This window comes from Sulfurimonas iocasae, from assembly GCF_047716755.1.
Lineage (GTDB): Bacteria > Campylobacterota > Campylobacteria > Campylobacterales > Sulfurimonadaceae > Sulfurimonas.
Map to the genome: position 1 here is coordinate 1,297,136 of NZ_CP180409.1, position 21,198 is coordinate 1,318,333.

13 protein-coding genes are annotated in these 21,198 nt (G+C 33.7%); all 13 read left to right on the plus strand.

Going from position 1 to position 21,198, the window contains the following annotated elements; genetic code table 11:
• The first annotated feature begins 1 nt into the window (after position 1).
• Positions 2 to 556 (plus strand): YqiA/YcfP family alpha/beta fold hydrolase, encoded by a 555-nt coding sequence (locus tag ACLHDE_RS06540; protein ID WP_415398398.1) that lies wholly within the window; start codon positions 2 to 4, stop codon positions 554 to 556.
• Positions 557 to 728: 172 nt separating this feature from the next.
• Positions 729 to 4,280, plus strand: coding sequence for a DNA polymerase III subunit alpha (gene dnaE / locus ACLHDE_RS06545; RefSeq protein ID WP_415398399.1), 3,552 nt, complete (start codon positions 729 to 731; stop codon positions 4,278 to 4,280).
• 9 nt (positions 4,281 to 4,289) lie between these two features.
• On the plus strand, positions 4,290 to 5,552 hold the full coding sequence (locus ACLHDE_RS06550) for a M18 family aminopeptidase (RefSeq protein ID WP_415398400.1): 1,263 nt from the start codon (positions 4,290 to 4,292) through the stop codon (positions 5,550 to 5,552).
• Positions 5,552 to 6,535, plus strand: coding sequence for a sensor histidine kinase (locus tag ACLHDE_RS06555; protein ID WP_415398401.1), 984 nt, complete (start codon positions 5,552 to 5,554; stop codon positions 6,533 to 6,535). Before ACLHDE_RS06550 ends, ACLHDE_RS06555 begins: the two co-directional genes overlap by 1 nt.
• An 80-nt stretch (positions 6,536 to 6,615) precedes the next feature.
• Positions 6,616 to 7,848: a TolC family protein gene (locus ACLHDE_RS06560; protein WP_415398402.1), complete on the plus strand. Its 1,233-nt coding sequence runs from the start codon at positions 6,616 to 6,618 to the stop codon at positions 7,846 to 7,848.
• Complete coding sequence (locus tag ACLHDE_RS06565) at positions 7,849 to 8,949, plus strand: efflux RND transporter periplasmic adaptor subunit (RefSeq protein ID WP_415398403.1); 1,101 nt, start codon at positions 7,849 to 7,851, stop codon at positions 8,947 to 8,949.
• Between the two features lies 1 nt (position 8,950).
• Positions 8,951 to 12,055 (plus strand): efflux RND transporter permease subunit, encoded by a 3,105-nt coding sequence (locus tag ACLHDE_RS06570; RefSeq protein WP_415398404.1) that lies wholly within the window; start codon positions 8,951 to 8,953, stop codon positions 12,053 to 12,055.
• Between the two features lie 56 nt (positions 12,056 to 12,111).
• Positions 12,112 to 12,468 carry a hypothetical protein gene (locus ACLHDE_RS06575; protein ID WP_415398405.1) on the plus strand — a complete coding sequence of 119 codons (357 nt, stop codon included), beginning with the start codon at positions 12,112 to 12,114 and terminating at the stop codon, positions 12,466 to 12,468.
• Complete coding sequence (locus tag ACLHDE_RS06580; RefSeq protein ID WP_415398406.1) at positions 12,449 to 12,736, plus strand: hypothetical protein; 288 nt, start codon at positions 12,449 to 12,451, stop codon at positions 12,734 to 12,736. Before ACLHDE_RS06575 ends, ACLHDE_RS06580 begins: the two co-directional genes overlap by 20 nt.
• Before the next feature lie 66 nt (positions 12,737 to 12,802).
• Positions 12,803 to 14,929 carry a methyl-accepting chemotaxis protein gene (locus tag ACLHDE_RS06585; protein WP_415398407.1) on the plus strand — a complete coding sequence of 709 codons (2,127 nt, stop codon included), beginning with the start codon at positions 12,803 to 12,805 and terminating at the stop codon, positions 14,927 to 14,929.
• A 72-nt stretch (positions 14,930 to 15,001) separates the two neighbouring features.
• A complete protein-coding gene (locus ACLHDE_RS06590; protein WP_415398521.1) occupies positions 15,002 to 15,649 on the plus strand; it encodes an SIR2 family NAD-dependent protein deacylase in 648 nt (215 codons plus the stop codon).
• Between the two features lies 1 nt (position 15,650).
• Positions 15,651 to 18,011: a fatty acid cis/trans isomerase gene (locus ACLHDE_RS06595; protein ID WP_415398408.1), complete on the plus strand. Its 2,361-nt coding sequence runs from the start codon at positions 15,651 to 15,653 to the stop codon at positions 18,009 to 18,011.
• A 57-nt stretch (positions 18,012 to 18,068) separates the two neighbouring features.
• Positions 18,069 to 21,197, plus strand: a complete 3,129-nt coding sequence (gene ccsA / locus ACLHDE_RS06600) for a cytochrome c biogenesis protein CcsA (protein ID WP_415398409.1) — start codon at positions 18,069 to 18,071, stop codon at positions 21,195 to 21,197.
• The last annotated feature ends 1 nt before the right edge of the window (position 21,198 follow it).

Genomic DNA, 21,198 nt, shown 5'->3' on the forward strand with positions numbered 1-21,198 from the left:
AATGGTTATTTATATTCATGGCTTTAGTGGGAGTGGAGAAGGTGTAAAAGCAAGAGCCTTTAGAGAGTACTTTAAGAGTGAAGGTGACACTTTTATTGCACCGTCTTTATCCTATATTCCAGACTTGGCTATAAAAACTTTAGAAGAACTAATAGAGTCTTATAATGGAAATATAAAACTAATAGGTTCATCTCTTGGTGGTTACTACACCATCTATTTAGCTAATAAGTATAATTTAAAAGCAGTTCTTATAAATCCTTCAATCCATCCATATATAACCTTGAAAAAAGTTCTTGGAGATGCTCCTAGTTTTTATGATGAGAGCAGTTTTACATGGATGGAGTCTCATATAAAGATGCTAAAAAAATATGAAACAAAAGTACAATCCCAAACTAATTTTATGCTTTTGGTTCAAAAAGGTGATGAGATTCTTGAGTATAAAGAAGCCCTAGATAAACTTCCAGATGCCAATATAGTTCTAGAAGATGGTGGCAGTCACAGTTTTGATGGGATTGCTAAACACTTTTACAGAATAAGAAGCTTTTTCGGGCTTTGATTAGTGTGATTTATAAATTATAATAATGCAATTTTTTAGTAGTTGATTTTTTCATATATATATTCTACTTTACTACAACTATGTATATCTTGGAACAAAATATTTTTATCCTAAGATTAAGACAAACTTACTATAATCACTTTAATAATTTAATATATTTAAGGCAAATATTTTGAGTGCACAACCATTTACACACTTACATCTTCATACGGAATACTCACTACTTGATGGCGCAAACAAACTTACAAACCTAGTCTCTCGTGTAAAAGAGTTAGGAATGACTTCTGTAGCTATGACTGACCATGGAAATATGTTTGGAGCTATAGACTTTTACCACCAGATGAAAGCGGCTGATATTAAGCCTATTATTGGGATGGAAGGCTATATTCATAACGGCGATACATTAGGTGATAAGTCTACAAAACAACGTTTCCACATCTGTTTATTTGCCAAAAATAAAAAAGGTTATGAAAACCTTATGTATCTATCTTCAAAAGCTTTTATAGAGGGTATGTACTATTTTCCTCGTATAAATAAAAAAGAGTTAGCATCTCATAGTGAAGGTATTATCTGTACTTCTGCTTGTCTTCAAGGAGAAGTAAACTGGCATCTAAATCTTGCTAATGAGAGAAATGTAAAAAACGGTGCCTTAGGTTATGAGGGTGCTAAAGCTGTAGCATTAGAATATAAAGAGATATTTGGTGATGATTTTTACTTAGAACTTATGCGTCATGGCATAGGAGACCAGCTCCATATTGACAATGATATACTAAAAATAGCAAAAGAGACAGGTATAAAAGTAGTAGCTACGAATGATACTCACTACACTTATCCAGGAGATGCACAATATCATGAAGCATTTATGTGCATCGGGATGAATAAACTTTATGATGATCCAAACCGTATGCGTCACTCAGTTCATGAGTTTTACTTAAAGTCTCCAGAACAAATGGCAAGACTTTTTGCAGATATACCAGAGGCGCTTGCACACACTCAAGAGATTGTTAATAAGATAGAAGATTATACTCCAGTTGTAAAAACACCAACTCCACCAAACTTTAAATTTACACCCGAATATGCGCAGACTGATGGTTTAACTCTTAGTAGTGATGATAAAGATATTGGAGATGCAGAGTATTTTACATACAGGTGTGAACTTGGTCTAATAAATAGACTAAAGCATGTATCCGAGGAAAAACATGAAGAGTATAAAGCGCGACTGAAATTTGAGATGGACATCATCAATTCTATGAAATTTCCTGGTTACATGCTTATAGTTTGGGACTTTGTTAAAGTTGCTAAAGAGATGGGCATCGCTGTTGGACCAGGGCGTGGTTCTGCCGCTGGAAGTTTGGTTGCATACTCTCTTGACATTACAGATATTGACCCTATGAAGTATGATTTGCTCTTTGAGAGATTTTTAAATCCTGAACGTGTATCTATGCCAGATATAGATATGGACTTTATGCAAGCTCGTCGTGGCGAGGTTATTGACTATGTTGTTGAGAAATATGGACGTAATCAAGTCGCACAGATTATTACTTTTGGTTCACTTCTTGCAAAAGGGGTTATCCGTGATGTTGCTCGTGTTCTTGATATGCCACTATCTCAAGCTGATAAGATGGCAAAACTTATCCCTGATGAACTTGGAATCACTCTAAATGGTAAAGAGAAAAAAGGCGAATTTATTGATGGAGCTTTTCAAAAAGAGCCAAAGCTTAGAGAACTCATAGACTCAGATGCCAATTCTAAAAGAGTTTGGGAATTTGCTAAAAAACTTGAAGGACTTAAGAGAAACTCAGGTATTCATGCTGCGGGTGTAGTTATCTCAAATGAAGAACTTTGGTATAAAACACCTATATATAAACCATCTGGTGAAGATACTTTTGTAACGCAATACTCACTTAACTATCTTGAAGATGTTGACCTAATCAAGTTTGACTTCCTTGGTCTTAAAACACTCGATGTAATTTACAATGCTATAAAGCTTATAAAAAGAAGATATGATAGAGATATAGACTGGCATACTATAGATGAAAACGACCCAAAGGTTTATGAGGTTATCCGTACCGGTGAGACAGTTGGAATGTTCCAGATAGAGTCTTCTGGCATGCAAGACCTGAATAAGCGACTTAAACCTGATAATTTCGAGGATTTGATTGCGGTCTTGGCACTTTACAGACCGGGACCGATGGAGTCTGGGATGTTAGACAGTTTTATCGAACGTAAGCATGGTCGTGAGGCTATCGAGTACACTTTTGATAATATGAAACCAATCCTTGAAAACACATATGGGGTCATTGTTTACCAAGAGCAAGTAATGCAGATTGTTCAAAATGTTGGTGGTTTTTCTCTTGGTTATTCGGATATTATCCGTCGAGCTATGGGTAAGAAAAAAGATATGAATGTCTACAATGCCGAGTTTTCTGAGGGTGCACAAAAACAAGGGTTTGATTATGCTCAGGCTTCTAAACTGTTTGATCTGATTGAAAAGTTTGCTGGATATGGTTTTAATAAATCTCACTCAGCAGCTTACGCAATGGTTACTTTTCAAACTGCATGGCTGAAGACTTACTATCCAAATGAGTTTATGGCGGCACTCTTAACTTCAGACAAAGACAACACTGAAAAAGTTGTTCGCTACATTGATGAAGTCAAGAGAATGGGCATAGAACTCTCTCCTCCTGATGTAAATGACTCTTACTTGGAGTTTTCGGCAATTACAAAAGATGAAAAAGATATTATTCTTTTTGGTCTGGGAGCTATTAAAGGTGTTGGTAAATCAGCTGTTTTATCAATCATCGAGACAAGAGAAGAAGAGGGCGAATTTACTTCAATAGAGAACTTTGTAAATAGAATAGACCCATCAAAGGTAAATAAACGCTTTATAGAGTCAAGTATAAAATCAGGTGGTTTTGACAGGTTTGGTTTCTCAAGAAAAGCTCTGCTTGACCAAATAGAGAAGATTATAGAGACTGCTAAAAAAGCTAGTGATGCTAAAAAAAATGCAGTCGGAAGTCTTTTTGGTGATGATGCTGAAATAACAACGGTAAAACTAGACCTTACAAACTCTGATGAATATGAACTAAAAGAGATTTTAGAGTTTGAAAAAGAGACTTTAGGTTTTTATGTATCTGGGCATCCGCTTGATGAGTATAGAGGTGTGATGGATGAGTTGAACTACTCACTATCCTCAGAACTTGAGGGCATCAAAGATGGAAGTTTTGCTATCTTTATCGGTAAGGTTGAAGATATTGTTAAAAAGGTTTCTAAAAAAGGAAACCAATTTGGAATCGTAAATCTTATGGACTTTCATGGAAATATTGAAATTATGCTTTTTTCAGATAAGCTTGAACAACTCGCAGATATGGATTTAGATGAGCCTATAGCATTTAAAGCAAAGATTACTCATACAGAGATGTTCACAAGAATCGGAGTTACAAAGATTATGACACTTAAAGAGTCTAAAAAAGAGTGTAAAAAAGTTAAAAAAGAGATTCGTGAAGTACCGCAAGAGCCACTGAATTTAGCTGTAAGACTAGATGATAATATGAATATTTTAGAAGATCTTTACAGACTAATAAGACAAAATCCGGGTAGTCGTCAACTTAAAATTACTATAATCTCAAAACTACACAATGTAGTAATTGACTCAGCCATAAGAGTAGACAGTAAAATCATAACGTCTTTAGACGGTAATGAAGCTATAGATATCATAGAGTAGGAAATTTAAATGGATAAAAAAGATTTTAATGAAGGTTTACTTGGGTTTTTAGATGCGTCACCTACCCCTTTTCATGCGACACAAAATATGTCTATGATGTTTGAAAATGCAGGATTTACAAAACTAGATGAAGAGAATAAATGGAAGCTAGAAGAGGGTAAAAAATACTATGTAACTCGTAATGATTCATCTGTTATTGCATTTACATATCCTAGAAATGCTAAAGACTACACTATGGTTGGTGCTCATACAGACTCTCCAAATTTAAAGCTAAAGCCAAATCCTGTGATTAAAGAGCATGGAGTTGTAAAGTTTGGTGTTGAGTCTTATGGTGGGCTTCTTCTGAATCCTTGGTTTGACAGAGATCTCTCTCTAGCGGGTCGCATTTCTTATCTTAATAGTGAAGGGGAGATTAAAGATATTTTAATAGATGCTAAAAAAGCCATTGCTATTATCCCCTCTTTAGCTATTCATCTTGATGAGAATGCCAACCAAGAGAGAACTGTAAATAAGCAAACAGATATATGCCCGATTTTAACTACCTCAGACGACTTTGAGTTTGATGAGTTTTTAAAATGGCAGTTGGCAAAACTAGATATTTTAGATGTTAAAGAGCTTTATGCATCTGAGCTTAGTTTTTATGATACGCAAAAAGCTTCTTTTGTTGGTTTGAATGATGATTTTATAGCTAGTGCAAGATTAGATAATCTGCTTAGTTGTTATGTTGGGATGCTTAGCATCTGTAGTGTAGAAGTTGATAAAGCAGTACTGTTTATTGCAAGTGACCATGAAGAAGTGGGAAGTGAATCTACATCTGGGGCAAGCGGTTCATTTTTAGAAAATACACTTCGAAGAATATTTCCGGATTATGATGAATATATGCAGATGATCAGGACTTCAATTCTGATTTCTGCTGATAATGCACATGCTATTCATCCAAACTATCCTACTAAACATGACTCAAATCATGCCCCTTATATAAACAAGGGAAGTGTAGTAAAGGTAAATGCAAACCAAAGATATGCATCTAACTCTAAAACTATTTCAAAGTTTATGAACGTAGCATCTGAACTAAATGAACCAATACAGCACTTCGTAACTAGAAGTGATATAAGTTGTGGCTCTACAATAGGTCCAATAACGGCTACAAGACTAGGAATAGAAACTCTTGATGTTGGATTGCCAACCTTTGCTATGCACTCCATTAGGGAGCTTTGTGGCTCTGACGATGCACACTCTTTTTATAAAATAATATTGGGATTTAATAGATAATGTCTGGTGTTACGGCTGAAGAGTTAAATCTTTTAATAGAACAGACCTATAAGGTTGAAAATGAGTTTAATGAACTCAAAGCTTCTTATGCTCACTTGCAAGATACAGTTGAAAAAGTCGTTGAGTTCTTACCAAATGCAATTTGGATTGTAAATAGTGATAACTCAGTCTTTTTACAAAATTCAAAAGCTAGAGATTTATTGGAACTGCTAAAACTTTTGGAGCTTAAAAATGACGACTATGAAGTAAACTTTAACTCTTGCTCTTACCTTATAAAAAGTTCAAACTACAAAGACAAAATAATGCTAAGTGCTACAGATATAACTGAGCAAAAAAGAAAAGAAAATCTTGCAACTATGGGGCAAATGGCAGCACATCTCTCTCATGAGATAAGAAATCCTATAGGCTCTATTTCACTGCTAAGCTCAACTCTTAAAAAACGTGTTATACCCGAAAATATACCCATAGTTGAAGAGATCCAAAAGTCTGTTTATCGTATAGACAGAATCATAAAAGCTACTCTGATGTTTTCTAAGGGAGTAGAAGCTTCAACAAGCTCATTTATGTGGAGTGATTTAAAGAACTCTATTGATATGTCTATTGGGTATTATGGGTATTCTAAAGAGATTAGTTTTATATTTCCAGAACAAGACTTTAAACTAAATGCAGATATAGACCTCTTAGAGATGCTCTTTTCAAACTTTATGGCTAATGCAATAGATGCAATTGAGTGTGATGACAATGAAGATGGAGTTGTAGAAATAGTTTATGAAAACGATGGCTCTTTTCATAAATTTTACATCAATGACAGTGGTATAGAGATAGAAAACAAAGAAGAGTTGTTTGAAGCTTTTAAGAGTACAAAAGTAAAGGGTAATGGTTTAGGACTTGTTCTATGCAGAGAAATTGCTGAGGCACATGGTGGTTCAGTTGAACTTTTAGATACACAAAAGAAGTGTTTTGAGATTAAGATTGCTATTTAAAAAAAGTACATTGTTCTAAGAAGATATAATTAAGAGATTTTTGGATAACATCACGTTAAAATCACTAATAAGAAGAGCAAATGAAATTCTTTTTACCGATACTTTGCTTACCCCTTTTTCTTTACGCTTACACGTTAGATGAATTGTTAGAACTATCTCATAACAATAAAGTTGTAGAGTCAGCAAAGCACACATTAACTTCTAAAGAACTACTTTATGAGAGCTCTAAAAGCTCGTATCTTCCTAGTATAGACATAGGTGCTAACTATGAAAATGCTTCTACAGAAACAGCAACTACTGCTCAAAACAAACTTGAATTTCAAGCTTCTATAACGTATACAATCTATGATGGTGATAAAAAAAAGAGCTTGTATAAGCAACAAGAATCATTAATAGATTCAAGTAAAAGCACAATCGAAGCTACTAAAAACTCAATCTCACTTGATGTCTCAAAACTCTATTTTGAGTATTTTGGACTTAAAGCTGATAAAGAAGCAACAATACAAGAGATGGAGCAGCTAAAAGAAGAACTTAAAAGAATTGAATTTTTTTATGAGGCAGGGAGTGTTACAAAAGATGAAGTTCTTACGATAGACTCAAGAGTAAAAAATACTCTGGTTTTACTTCAAGAGATAGAGTTAGAGATCCAAAAAGTAATACATACTTTAGAATATTATATATCAAAAAGAGTTGAGCATATTGATGGTAATACAACAATAAAATTGCCTATAGAACAAGAAGAGTCTTTAAGAGCAGACATAAAAGCTCTTGAGTATGAAGCAACTTCAGTAATGCATGAAGCAAATATTGAAAAAAGCCAAAACTTACCATTAGTTTATATAGATGATACATTGACTCATAATGAGTATTATTTTGATAATGAATCCTTAAAAAGTAGTTTTTTAGTAGATGATCAAAATATAATTATGCTAAATGTATCGTGGAATATTTTTGATTTTGGAGCTACAACTAAAGCGTATGAGTCTAAAGTTCAAGAGTATTTGAGTAAAAAATCAACAATAGAGTACGAAAAGAGTAAAGCAAACGTTGAATACAGATTGGCCAAAAAATCACTTTTAATTGCACAAGTAAAAGTAAAATCAACAAAAGCAGCTGCTGAAGCTGCATCTTTGGCATATGAGCTTATAAAATTTAAGTATAAAAATCAAACTATTGATAATGTTGCTTATCTCGCATCACTTAGTGAAAAGTATAATGCACAAAGAAATAGCAAAAAGGCTCTTTATGAGCTTGAAATTAGAAAAGCAGAACTGATTTATTTTAGTGGAAAAGATATTAAGGAGTTTTTATAGATGAAAAATTTAATAATTTTAACAGTGGTTCTATCCATGTTTTTAGCTGGTTGTACTGATGATAAAAAAAGTACTTCAGTTGCTCCTAAAGCGGCTCCAAAGCCACCTTTGTCTGTAGAAGTATATAAAGTGAAATTTGAAAAAGCTCCTTTAGTAAAGAGCTATTCTGCACTGCTTAAACCTTTCAATGAAGTTATGATAGTTGCACGAGTTAGTGGACTACTTATGAGTAGGAATTTTAAAGAGGGTGCATATGTAAAAAAAGGCGATATCCTTTATGAGATTCAAAAAGATGAGTATGCGGCAGCTTTAAATGAAGCAAAAGCATCTCTTTTAAAAGCGGAGGCAAATTTCAACAAAGCTTTTAAAGATTGGGAACGCAATGAGTATCTTTTTAAAAATAATGCAATTTCTGCCGTGACGCGTGATAATCTTTTTTATACTTATGAAGATGCAAAAGCAGAGGTAATAAAAACAAAAGCAATGCTCCAAAATGCTCAAATCAAGTTTGATTATACAACTGTAAAAGCACCAATAAGCGGAACAATAGGGATGAGAAACAGTGATATTGGCTCCTATATAGAGGTTGGTGAGCAGAGTTCGATGTTGGTTACAATTACCGCACAGGAACCAATATATGCCGAATTTTCACTACCAAGCAGTGATGTCTCAAAGCATATTTCTCAAATCAAAAACGGTACAAAAGTTATCTTAAGTGTCGGTGCAAAAAATTATACGGGAGAGATTGATTTTATCTCACCTAAAATAGATGCTCAGACTGATACTCTTAAATTAAGAGCAAAATTTCAAAACAGAGATAAAGAGTTAATAGTCGGCTCTTACGCAGAGATACAAATAGATGGATTAAGTTATGATAGTGTTGCTAAAATCCCTCAAGAAGCTCTTATCAAAACACAAGATGCAACAGTTGTTTATGTTGTAAAAGATTCAAAAATCTCGAGGAGACCTATCAAGAGCATACAAGTTCAAGATGGCATTGCTTATGTTGAAGAGGGTATTGAAGAAGGGGAAAATATTGTTATAAGCAATATCGCAAAACTGAGACCAAACTCAAAAGTTGCTATTATGAAAGGTAACTAAAATGTTTTCTAAATTTTTTATAAATAGACCTGTTTTTGCATCTGTTATCTCAATACTTATTGTTTTAGCTGGTGTTATCTCTATGCGTTCTTTGCCTATTGGAGAGTATCCTAGAGTTATTCCACCACAGATTGTAGTTACTGCTACTTATCAGGGTGCAAGTGCACAGACTATCTCAAAAACAGTTGCTGCACCTCTTGAAGAGCAGATAAACGGTGCTAAAGATATGCTCTATATGAACTCAATATCTGCGGATAATGGTACGCTTAGTATTAATATATTTTTTGAAGTTGGAACAAACCCTGATGATGCAAAGATAGATGTAAACAATCGTGTTCAAGCAGCCCTCTCAAGACTTCCTGAACAGGTTCAAAGACAGGGTATTAGAGTAAATGAGAGATCTCCAGATATGCTTCAGGTTATAATACTGCACTCACCAAAACAGACTCGAGATGTTAGCTTTTTATCAAACTATGCTCTTTTAAATATAGTAGATGATTTAAAAAGGATTAAGGGAATTGGCGATGTAACTATCTTTGGTGCAAAAGATTACTCAATGAGAATCTGGATAGACCCTTCAAAACTTAAAAAATACTCTCTTAGTGTTAATGATTTAGTTGTCTCCATTAGAGAGCAAAATGAGCAATATGCTGCTGGAAAACTCTCAGCAGAGCCAATTTCAAATAAAGAGATGTTTACATATACTATTGAAACACCCCAAAGGCTAAGTGAACCATCACAATTTTCGCAAATTATTATAAAAGCCAATGAAGATGGAAGCTCATTAAAACTTAAAGATGTAGCAACAGTAGAGCTTGGCTCTCAAAGTTATAGTATGAAAAATAAGCTCAATAACTCTCCTGCCGTACCAATTTTAATATTTTTACAAAGTGGTGCAAATGCAATAGAGACGGCAAAAGAGGTTCGTAAAGTCATATCTTCTATAAGTGAAGACTTTGTTGAAGATGTTGAATATACTATTCCTTATGATATTACTGATTTTGTCGAAATTTCTATAAATGAAGTTATTAAAACTTTTATAGAAGCTATCATCTTGGTTGCACTTATTATATTTTTGTTTTTGCAAAATTTTAGAGCTACACTTATACCGCTTATAGCTGTTCCAGTATCTATAATCGGTGCCTTTGCAGGGATGTATGTATTAGGCTTTAGTATTAACTTACTTACACTCTTTGGGCTTGTTTTAGCCATTGGGATAGTTGTTGATGATGCAATTATTGTTATAGAAAATGTTGAGAGGCATATAAAAGAGGGACTTACTCCAAAAGATGCTTCCATAAAAGCTATGCAAGAGGTTTCTGGTGCTTTAGTTGCAATTGTTTTAGTTCTCTCGGCTGTTTTTCTTCCAGTTGCTTTTTTAGGTGGTCTAAGTGGAGAGATGTATAGACAATTTGCTGTTACTATTGTTATCTCTTTAGCTATTTCAGGACTTGTTGCACTTACTCTAACCCCTGCATTATGTGCTTTAATATTAAAACCAACACATAAAGAGCCAAAGTATTTTTTCAAATGGTTTAACAACTTTTTTGAGAGTGCAACAAGGGGTTATTCAAATGCTTTGAAGCTAACCATACGCTATGCTTTTTTAAGTATGTTACTTTTTGCTGGACTTATATATATAACATTTGATATGTTTACAAATCTAAAAACAGGACTTGTTCCAACTGAAGATAAAGGAACTATTTTTGTATTTAGCTACAATCCTCCCTCCGCATCACTTAGTAGAACAGATTTGCTTACTTCAGAGATATATGATATAGCTTCTAAAGATGAAAAAAATATCAAAAATATAGTGCAGTTTGCTGGAATTGATTTTATAACATTTGCTCAAAGAACAAATGCTGCGGCTACCATTTTAAAGCTTCAACCTTGGGATGAGCGAAAAGATCCAACTCAAAGTGCAAGCTATCTTGCATCCAAAATAAGTAAAAAACTCTCTAAAACAAGTGACGGCTTCTCTTTTGGTGTTGTTCCTCCTCCAATTAGAGGGATGGGAATATCTGGTGGGTTTGAGATGTATGTTCAAAATAGGACGGGTGCTGATCTACATGAGCTACAAAAGTATGTTAATGAAATTATTAAAAAGGCAAATGCAAGACCAGAATTAATGAGTGTTAGAACTACGCTAAACACATCTGTTCCAAAATACAAAGTAGAGGTAGATACAGCAAAAGCAAAGTCAAAAGGTGTAAATATCGATGAGATTTATCAAACACTTAGTGCGACTTTTGGAAGTTTTTATGTAAATGATTTTAACCTCCTAGGCAGAACTTATATGGTAAATATGCAAGCTAAAGAATCCTTTAGAAAGAAACCTGAGGACTTAGAGAAAATATTTGTTAGAAGTGCAAAAGGGGAGATGATTCCTCTTAGCTCATTTGTAACACTAAAGCAAAGCTTTGGTGCTGATTTAGTGGAGAGATTTAACCTATTTAACGCTGCAAAAGTTTCAGGACAAGCATCTCTTGGGTATAGCTCCGGAGATGCACTAAGAGTTATCGAAGAGGTTTCAAATGAAGTTCTTCCAGATGGTTATAGTATTAGTTGGGTAGGAACTGCATATCAAGAGAAGCAGATATCAAGTGCTGGAAATCTTGCATTTATTTTTGGAATTTTATTTTTATACCTAATCTTAGCGGCTCAATATGAGAAATGGCTTATGCCAATAGCTGTTATTTTATCTGTTCCATTTGCTATTTTTGGAGCTGTTGTTGCTAACCATCTAAGAGGTCTTGAAAATGATATTTACTTCCAGATTGGAATACTTGTTCTAGCAGGCTTAAGTGCTAAAAATGCCATTTTGATTGTTGAGTTTGCAATTCAAAAAAGAAAGCAAGGAATGAAGCTTGTTGAAGCTGTCTTAGAAGCTGCAAAGATTCGTCTGCGTCCTATCATTATGACCTCTTTAGCTTTTACTATAGGAGTTATCCCTTTAGCTATTAGCAGCGGTGCAGGAGCAGCAAGTAGACACTCAATTGGAACCGGAGTGATAGGGGGAATGTTAGCAGCTACATTTTTAGCAATACTCTTTATACCTCTTTTTTATATCTTAGTTTCAAAAATTAGAAATAAAGATAGTAAGTAAAAAAATGGTATAATTCTTGCTTTTGATATAAATAGTTCATTCAAGGGTATCGGAATATGCCAGTAAATCATAGAAATATAACTCCACTTATTGAATTTGTCAAGATAGATAGATTTTATATTGTTTGTCATTTTAGATGTAAGATTACAAACAAGACGGTTATTTCAACTGTCCCATTTGAACCATATGATGGTAAGATAGAAATCTCATGGCAAGATTTATTACTGCATCCGTTTGAGTCATATAATAGGTATTATCATACGCCAATAACAATTTACAATCATGACTCCAATAATACTATCGTACTCAAGGCATTTAAAAAAGTTTCTAACTATTTTGAATGGAGCGATAGTTATGATAGTTATGTATATACAGCAAAAAAAGGTTTAGATTTTGAACAAAAAGTTAGTTGAAGTTCCAGGTACAACACTCCCGTTTTATACATATGAAGAAGATGGTTTAACATTTTTTGAATTTAATGCAACAGAATGCAGCCCACCAGAGCCTATGGTCAATACCATTAAAGGGCTTAGTCTTTTAAAAAATGAAAGTGATAGACTAGTGGGTCTGTTTTTCCACGAGCCATTTCCTCTTTATGAAAGAATTCCTTTTACCATATCACATGAAGCAGTAGAATTAGATAATGGGAATATTAAAGTTATATTTAAACGATCAGAGTAAGAAAAAAATAAGACCTTTTAAGTAAAATTATACAATAATGGTGAAGTATAGTCTAAAAGGATTACAATGTTTTACAACCTCTCTATTAGTAAAAAGATACATATTCCGCTAATTGCATCTATCATTTTTGGGTTCATTATAATAATAATGAACTATTTCATCTCTATAGATGAGATGAAAGAAAATGTACATAAAACACAAGAAAAATCACTTCGTTCAATATATAAAGAGACAATCAAGTTTAAAGAGAGCATAGGGCTTACTAATGCAATAAACATTTCAAAAAACTATGATGTTATTCGTGCTTTAAAAGAGAATGATAGAGATATAGCTATTGATGGACTTGTTTTAATATCTAAAGAGTTTAAAGAATTTACAGATTACAAAAATATCAAGATACATATCCATGATGCAAATGTACACAGCTTTTTAAGAGCTTGGAAACCGAAGAAATTTGGTGATGACCTTAGTTCATTTAGAAAGACTATAGTAAGTGTAAAAAATAATAAAAAACCGATTATTGCCATAGAACTTGGTCGTGCAGGTTTAGTTCTTCGTGGTCTGGCTCCAATCTTTGATGAGGGCAATTATATGGGTTCAGTTGAGTTTATGCAGGGACTAAACTCTATAGTTAAATCAGCAAGAGATATTAATGATTATGAAATAGCAATTGTTATAAAAAATGACTATCTCTCTACAGCTACTGCTCTTGAGTCTGCTCCAAAAATTGGAAACTATACTTTAGCAGTAAAAGAAAAAGATGTAAATCAGGGCTTTATGAGTAGTCTTGAAAATATAGATATCTCTAATACTGCTTCATTTATGTTAGCTGGTGATTACTATGTGGTTTCTGAACCTATAAAAGATTTCTCTGATAGAGTAGTTGGATATGCCGTTGTTGGTAACAAAGTCTCAAATGTTGAGAGTGTTATATCTCAATCAGAAGATTCTCTAATGAGGCAAGTCTATGTAATGGCTCTTATCGATTTATTTATATTGATATTTTTATTTATTGTTATTAAGATAGCTGTTGTAAATCCTATACTAAATCTTGATGCAGTTGCAAAAGAACTCGCACTTGGCGATGCAGACTTATCTAAAAGATTACCTGTAAATTCAGGAGATGAACTGGGGTATGCAAGTACAAGTTTTAATAAGTTTCTTGATAAGGCACAAATACTCTCTAATGCAGCAAAAGAAGAAGCACTTCGAGCAATTGAGTCTGAAAAAGCTGTTCAACAAAGCATGGATAAAAACAAACTAAACTTGGCTCTCTCAGATGAGATGATTCGAGGAGCAATTGATAATGCGAATAACTTAAGTGAAAGCATGAAGAAAAACGTTGAGAATGTAAACAGTATTAATAAACTAAATAAAGAGACTGAAGATGTTATTTCTAAAGTTACAAGCTCTACAGATGAGATTATAAGTACTATATCAAACATTACTGAGATGATAAGTGATTCAAGAGCATCTTCTGAGCAGTTAAACTCAAATGTTGAAGAGATATATAATGTTATATCTCTCATTAAAGATATCTCAGATCAAACTAATCTTCTCGCACTCAACGCTGCTATTGAAGCAGCTCGTGCAGGTGAGCATGGTCGTGGATTTGCAGTTGTTGCTGATGAAGTTAGAAAGCTTGCTGAACGTACACAAAAAGCTACCAGTGAAGTAGAAGCAAATATAAGTGTACTGAAACAAAATTCTATGAGTATGACAGAAAATAGTGAGCTTATAGAAGGACATACACAAGCTTCACAAGCTAAATTGGATGTCTTTAAAAATACTCTTGGTGAACTAATAGGTAACTCAGAAAAAATCACTGAAGATAATACAGTTATAGGAGATGAACTATTTGTAAATATGGCTAAGCTTGAGCATATGGTTTATAAAAACTATACATACTCATTGGCCTTAGAAGGAAAATCTGCTTCTGAACTAGGTAATCATAATACTTGTGGATTAGGTAAATGGTATGTTAAAGATGGTAAAGATAGCTTCGGTAGTAATGAAGCATTTAAATCTCTTGCAATACCTCATGACGGTGTCCATGAAAATATAGCACGTGTTATGAAAATGATTGCAGATGATAGTTCAATCAACCCAGATGAGATAGTTGCACTATTTAAAGATACTGAGCTTAAATCTAAAGAGATGTTCGCTATCTTGGATAGTATAGTTACAAAATAGTTTTATCTTGAAGGATTTATCATATCAAAAGTTTTAATTCTATCTGGTGCAGGAATTAGTGCTGAGTCTGGCATCTCTACTTTTAGAGAAACTGATGGACTTTGGGAAAAACACAGAATAGAAGATGTTTGTTCAGCTGGGTGTTTAGATATAAATGAAGAGGGTACAAAAAAATTTTATGATGCCAGAAGAGCTGATATAAAAGACAAGAAACCAAACTATGCTCATCGAGTCATAGTAGACTTAAAACAAAAGTATCCAAATCATATCTCAGTACTAACACAAAATGTAGATGATCTTTTTGAAAAAGCAGGTATGAAAAAGGATGAGATAGTACACCTTCATGGATATTTGCGAGAACTTAGATGCACAGAGTGTGAAGAGATATTTGATGTAGCTTATCAATCTCAAGACAGTTTTGCCTCGGAGTGTCCAAGTTGCGGTGCTAAACTAAGACCAAATATTGTGTTTTTTGGAGAGGCTGCTCCTGAGTATCAAAAGCTAACACAAGAGTTAAACAGCTGTCAGCTTATAGTGGTAATTGGCACAAGCGGAAATGTATTGGATGTTACATACTTCGCACAACTGACAGATAAGTCTATTTTAAACAATCTAGAACCAAATCCGGCCATAGATGACAGTTACTTTACTAAAGTTTACTATACGAAAGCTACGAAAGCTATAGATAAAATAGCCAAATATATAGAGGATTTTCTATAAAATGAATAAATACTTACTTTTTATATCCTTAATAATCATAGCCTTTAGTGGATGTAGTGTTGAACCCTTAAAGCCTGTAAAGGTAGATGTTCCTCAAGCAAGGATAGACTACTTAAAAGAGGTGAAACCCATACTAGACAAACGCTGTGTAGTATGCCACTCTTGTTACAACTCTCCATGCCAGCTAAAACTTAGCTCTTTTGAAGGAATAGACAGAGGTGCTTCAAAAGAGAAGGTATACCTTGGAGAAAGACTTATGGCACAAGACCCCTCTAGACTTTTTATAGATGCTAAAGATACTAAAGAGTGGAGAGAAAAAGGTTTTAGCAGTGTTTTAGAGAGTGACTCCGCGATGGGTTCAAATAACTCAATGATGCTTCTTTTACTAGATCATAAGATGAAAAACCCTCAAAGTAAGGGTGAATATTTTAGTGAGAGTAATGATTTAACTTGTTCTAAAGATAGGGATGAGCTTGCAGAGTTTTTAGATGAAAATCCACATAGTGGTATGCCATTTGGATTTCCACCACTTAGTAGAGAAGAGTATAAAGTTATAAAAAAATGGTTGGGGCAGGGTGCACCAGCTCAAACTTCTGCTGAGATAGCATCTTCAAAAACTCCTTCACCAAATGCACAAAAACTTATAGTAGAGTTTGAAAAGTTTTTAAACAACCAAGATGCTAAACATGTCATGAGTGCGAGGTATATTTATGAGCATCTTTTCTTGTCGCATATAGCTTTTGAAAATGCACCTGGTGAATTTTTTGAGTTAGTTCGCTCAAGTACGCCTGCTCCTGAGCTCATTAATATAATTGCTACTATACGTCCATATGATAATCCAAAAGTAGAGAAGTTTTACTATCGTTTTAAAAAGATACACTCGACTATAGTATATAAAACTCATATGGTCTATGATTTAAGTGCTGAAAAACTTATGCGATACAAAGAACTTTTTATAGAATCAAAATGGAAGGAAAAACCTCATATTGTAGGTTATAAAATAGACTATAATGCAGAGCCATTTAAGGTTTTTGCTCAGATTCCTGAAGTATCCAGATATAAGTTTTTACTTGATAATTCTGAGTATGTAATAAGAACTTTCATTAGGGGACCTGTGTGTAAAGGTCAAATAGCACTAAATGTAATACGAGATAATTTCTGGGTTATGTTTATGAATCCTGATTATGATCTCTCCATAGTAAAAGATGGATTTTTAAAACAAGAGTATGAAAATCTAAAAATGCCCATAAAAGATGGAAGCGATGTAGTTGTACTAGATACTTTTAGTGATAAATATATAGATGCCGCTATTAAATACAATAAAAATAGGCAAAAATTATATGACAGTGTTTATAAAGATGGACTTAATATAGACAGCATCTGGAAGGGTGACAATGCTAAAAGCTCACCCTTTTTAACTGTATACAGACACTTTGATAGTGCTTCTTTACATAAAGGTGCTTTAGGGGGACTTCCAAAAACTGCTTGGGTCATTGATTATCCTCTTTTTGAGAGAATCTATTACGCGCTTGTTGCTGGTTTTGATGTTTATGGAAATGTAGGACATCAAATCTCAATACGTCGTTATATGAGTAGACTAAGAGTGGAAGGAGAAGTTAATTTTATAAACCTTCTTCCCAAAGAAGATAGAGAAAAGTTATTTACTTCATGGTATCTGAATGCTGAAAATCAGGAGGAGCACTTTTTGTCAAATAATGAGACAGCTATTAAGTATGAAAAGGTTGATTCAAAACGCGAGTTAATAGAAAAAGTAGTCAATACTCATCTTTTAAAATCTTGTAACATAAAGTTTGATGGGTTAAATTATATGTATGCAAACGAGAGAGTACCTAATCTTCCAGAACACTACTTAGCTAGTAGTGATTATGATAAGGCATTTAAATCATTGGTAAAAAAAGGGCTGCCATTTCTTAAGGTAGTTAACGGTCAACAGTCAAATTTAGCATATATAAGGATTAAAAACTTACCAAACTCACAAGATAAAGTAGTTTCTGCGGTTGTAAACAGATGGCATGATAACGTCTCTTTTATGTTTAGTGAAAAAGATAGTTTAGACACCAATAAAGATGAGTTTGACTTTATTGATGGATTTATCGGTTCATATCCAAACCTATTTTTAGTAGTAGACTATAAAGATCTACCTGATTTTTTTGATATGTTACATAGTTATGATGGAAGTCAAAAGTATATAGATAAGTTTTTGAAGTATGGTGTAAATCGTGGTGATGATGATTTTTGGGATACTTATGACTGGTTTCAAGAAAGATTTTATAAAGATAATCCTCATGAGGCAGGATTATTTGACCTGAATCGTTACTATCATAAAGTTTTTTTGAAATAGATTAAGCCTCTATTAGCTTATTTTGAATAGAATATCCTTTTTAATTAAAGGCTAATTATGAAACAAGTTTTATCTCTACTGAGCTCCATGAAATCCATGGCAGTTTTGATGTCTATTTTTGCATTTGCAATAGGCTATGCTACATTTGTAGAAAATGATTATGGAACTATAACAGCTAAAGCTGATATATATAATGCAAGATGGTTTGAAGTTCTAATGGGAGTTTTAACTATAAATCTTCTTTTAAACATACATAAATATAAAATGTATACACTTAAAAAAGCTCCTATCTTTATTTTTCACGTTGCATTTATTATTATAATCATCGGTGCCGCAGTAACTCGTTATATTGGATATGAAGGAACTATGCACATTCGTGAGGGCTCAAGCTCATCTACAATGACAAGTTCAGATACTTACTTTAAAGTTGATGCAAAAGTAGGTGACAAGCATGTTGTATCATCACAATCTCTTTACCTTTCTAAAAAAAGTACAAACTCTCTCTCTTCATCTTTAGAGATTGAAGGTAAAAAAGTTAGTGTAGAAATGATAGAGTATATTCCAGACGCGGTGGAGACAACAGTTCCTTCTGAGATTGGCAAAGCAATGGCTTCTATGATGGTTACTGGAACAGGCAAAGGCGAGCCTGTAACTCTAAGTGAGGGTTCATTTTATGAGAGTGAGAACTTTGTTTTAGATTTTAACTCCGGTAAATCATTTGATAAAATGGTTATCTCTCTTTTTGTTGAAGATGGTAAGTTTTTTATGAACCATGCTATGGCTCTATCATATTTAAAAATGGATGATCAGTCAAAAGGTACACTCAAAGCAAATACTAAAGAGCCTTTTGCAACAAGAACTCTTTTTAGTACAGCTGGAGGTGGTTTTGTTCTTAGAACTTTCTACCCTCATGCAGCTAAAAAGATAGTATCAAACCCAAATGCTTCTGCTCAAAGACCTGGTACTGATGGACTTAGATTTAAGATAACAGTTGATGACATCTCAAAAGAAGTTCTGATATTTGGACAAGCCGGAAGAATGGCAAAAGAGTATCATAATGATATCAATGGCGTTGATGTTCATCTCTCTTATGGTTCAAAAAAACTTCAACTTCCTTTTGAAATTAAATTAGAAAAGTTTGAGTTAGATAGATATCCTGGGTCAATGAGTCCTGCTTCTTATGCCAGTGAAGTTATCTTAGTAGACAAGGAACAAAATATAGAAATTCCTTATAGAATCTTTATGAATAATATTCTAGAGCATCGCGGATATAGATTTTTTCAATCATCTTATGATCAAGATGAAAAAGGAACAATCCTTTCAGTAAATAATGATCCCGGTACTCTGCCAACATATATAGGTTATATTCTTTTAACTATAGGAATGTTTTGGTCTCTTTTTTCAAAATCAAATAGATTTGCACAGTTAGCAAAAAGAGCAAAAAAAGCTGCTGATGAAAAAGCTGTTGGAGCTATCATCGCCCTTGGTCTTGTTTTTAGTTTAACACCTTCGTATGCCCAAAATTTAAATCCGACTATTAAAACCATTATCTCTTTTGATAAAGAGCATGCAACAAAGTTTGGTCAGTTAGTCATTCAAGATAGTGGCGGTAGAATGAAACCGATGGATACTCTCTCGACGGAGATATTAGCTAAGGTTCATAGAGGTTCCCACATCAATGTTGGGAAGTATAAGCTAGACTCAAATCAGGTTATTCTAGGAATGATGGTTAAACCTGAAGCATACCGTGACATTAAAATTATATACACAAAAAATCCTGAAGTTAATAAACTTATCGGTACTGCCGAAAATGCTAAGTATGCATCTTTTTCACAGTTTTTTAGTAATCCTGCAAATATGAGTGGATATAAACTTGCAGAACTTGTAAATAATGCAGTTAGAAAAGAACCAAAACATAGAGATATGCTTGATAAGGCGATTCTAAAAGTTGATGAGAGAGTGAATATTGCTTACTCTGTTTACACCGGTGCATTGATGAAAATGTGGCCTAAGCCAAATGATATAAATAATAAATGGTATCCGACTATTGAAGCACTTCAAACTTTTATACCTGAAGATGGTAAAAGACTCAGAACTGTGGCAGTTGAGTACTTTACATCTATAGATTCAGCACTAAACAGTGGGGACTGGACAAAGGCCAATGCGGCAATTGCAAAACTTGCAGAGTATCAGAAATTTTATGGTTCTGAAGTCTACCCATCTGAAAATAGAATAAAAGCAGAAATGTTTTACAATAAAGCATATATCTTTGAGACTCTTTATCCATTTTATCTTTTACTAGGTTTTATACTTTTAGTTCTTAGTTTTGTAAAAATCATAAAACCAAAATTTAAAATAGATATGTTTTCAAAAATTACACTTGGACTTCTGGTACTTTTCTTTATAGCACATACTTTTGGTCTTGGATTAAGATGGTATATCTCTGGTCACGCACCTTGGTCTAACGGCTATGAGTCTATGATTTACATTGGTTGGGCAACAGTCTTAGCAGGTTTTATTTTCTCAAAACGCTCATCAATGACTATGGCATCAACAGCTATTTTAGCAGGTCTAATTCTTTTTGTTGCACATCTGAACTGGATGGATCCACAAGTAACAAACTTAGTACCTGTTCTTAACTCATACTGGTTAAGTATACATGTTGCAGTAATCACTGCTAGTTATGGTTTCCTTGGACTTGGTGCGCTTCTTGGTGCTATAGTTATAGTGCTATTTATCATTAAAAGTAAGAAAAATGAGAAGCATATAACTCTGTCTATAAAAGAGTTAAATGCTATTAACGAGATGGCTTTGATGGCAGGTCTTGTTCTGCTTACTGTAGGAAATTTTTTAGGCGGTGTTTGGGCAAACGAATCTTGGGGTAGATACTGGGGCTGGGATCCAAAAGAGACTTGGGCACTTGTAACTATCTTGGTTTATGCAGTTATTGTACACCTTAGATTTATTAAGTCTATTTATAGTGAATTTAACTTTGCAGTTATTTCATTAATAGCTTACAGCTCTGTAATTATGACTTATTTTGGAGTGAACTACTACCTTGCAGGACTACACTCATATGCAAAAGGAGACCCTGTTCCTATTCCTGATTTTGTTCCTGTTACTTACGCGGTTATTTTTATCATAATAGCTTTAGCCTTTAGAAATAGAAAGTTAGCTAAGGTTTAAG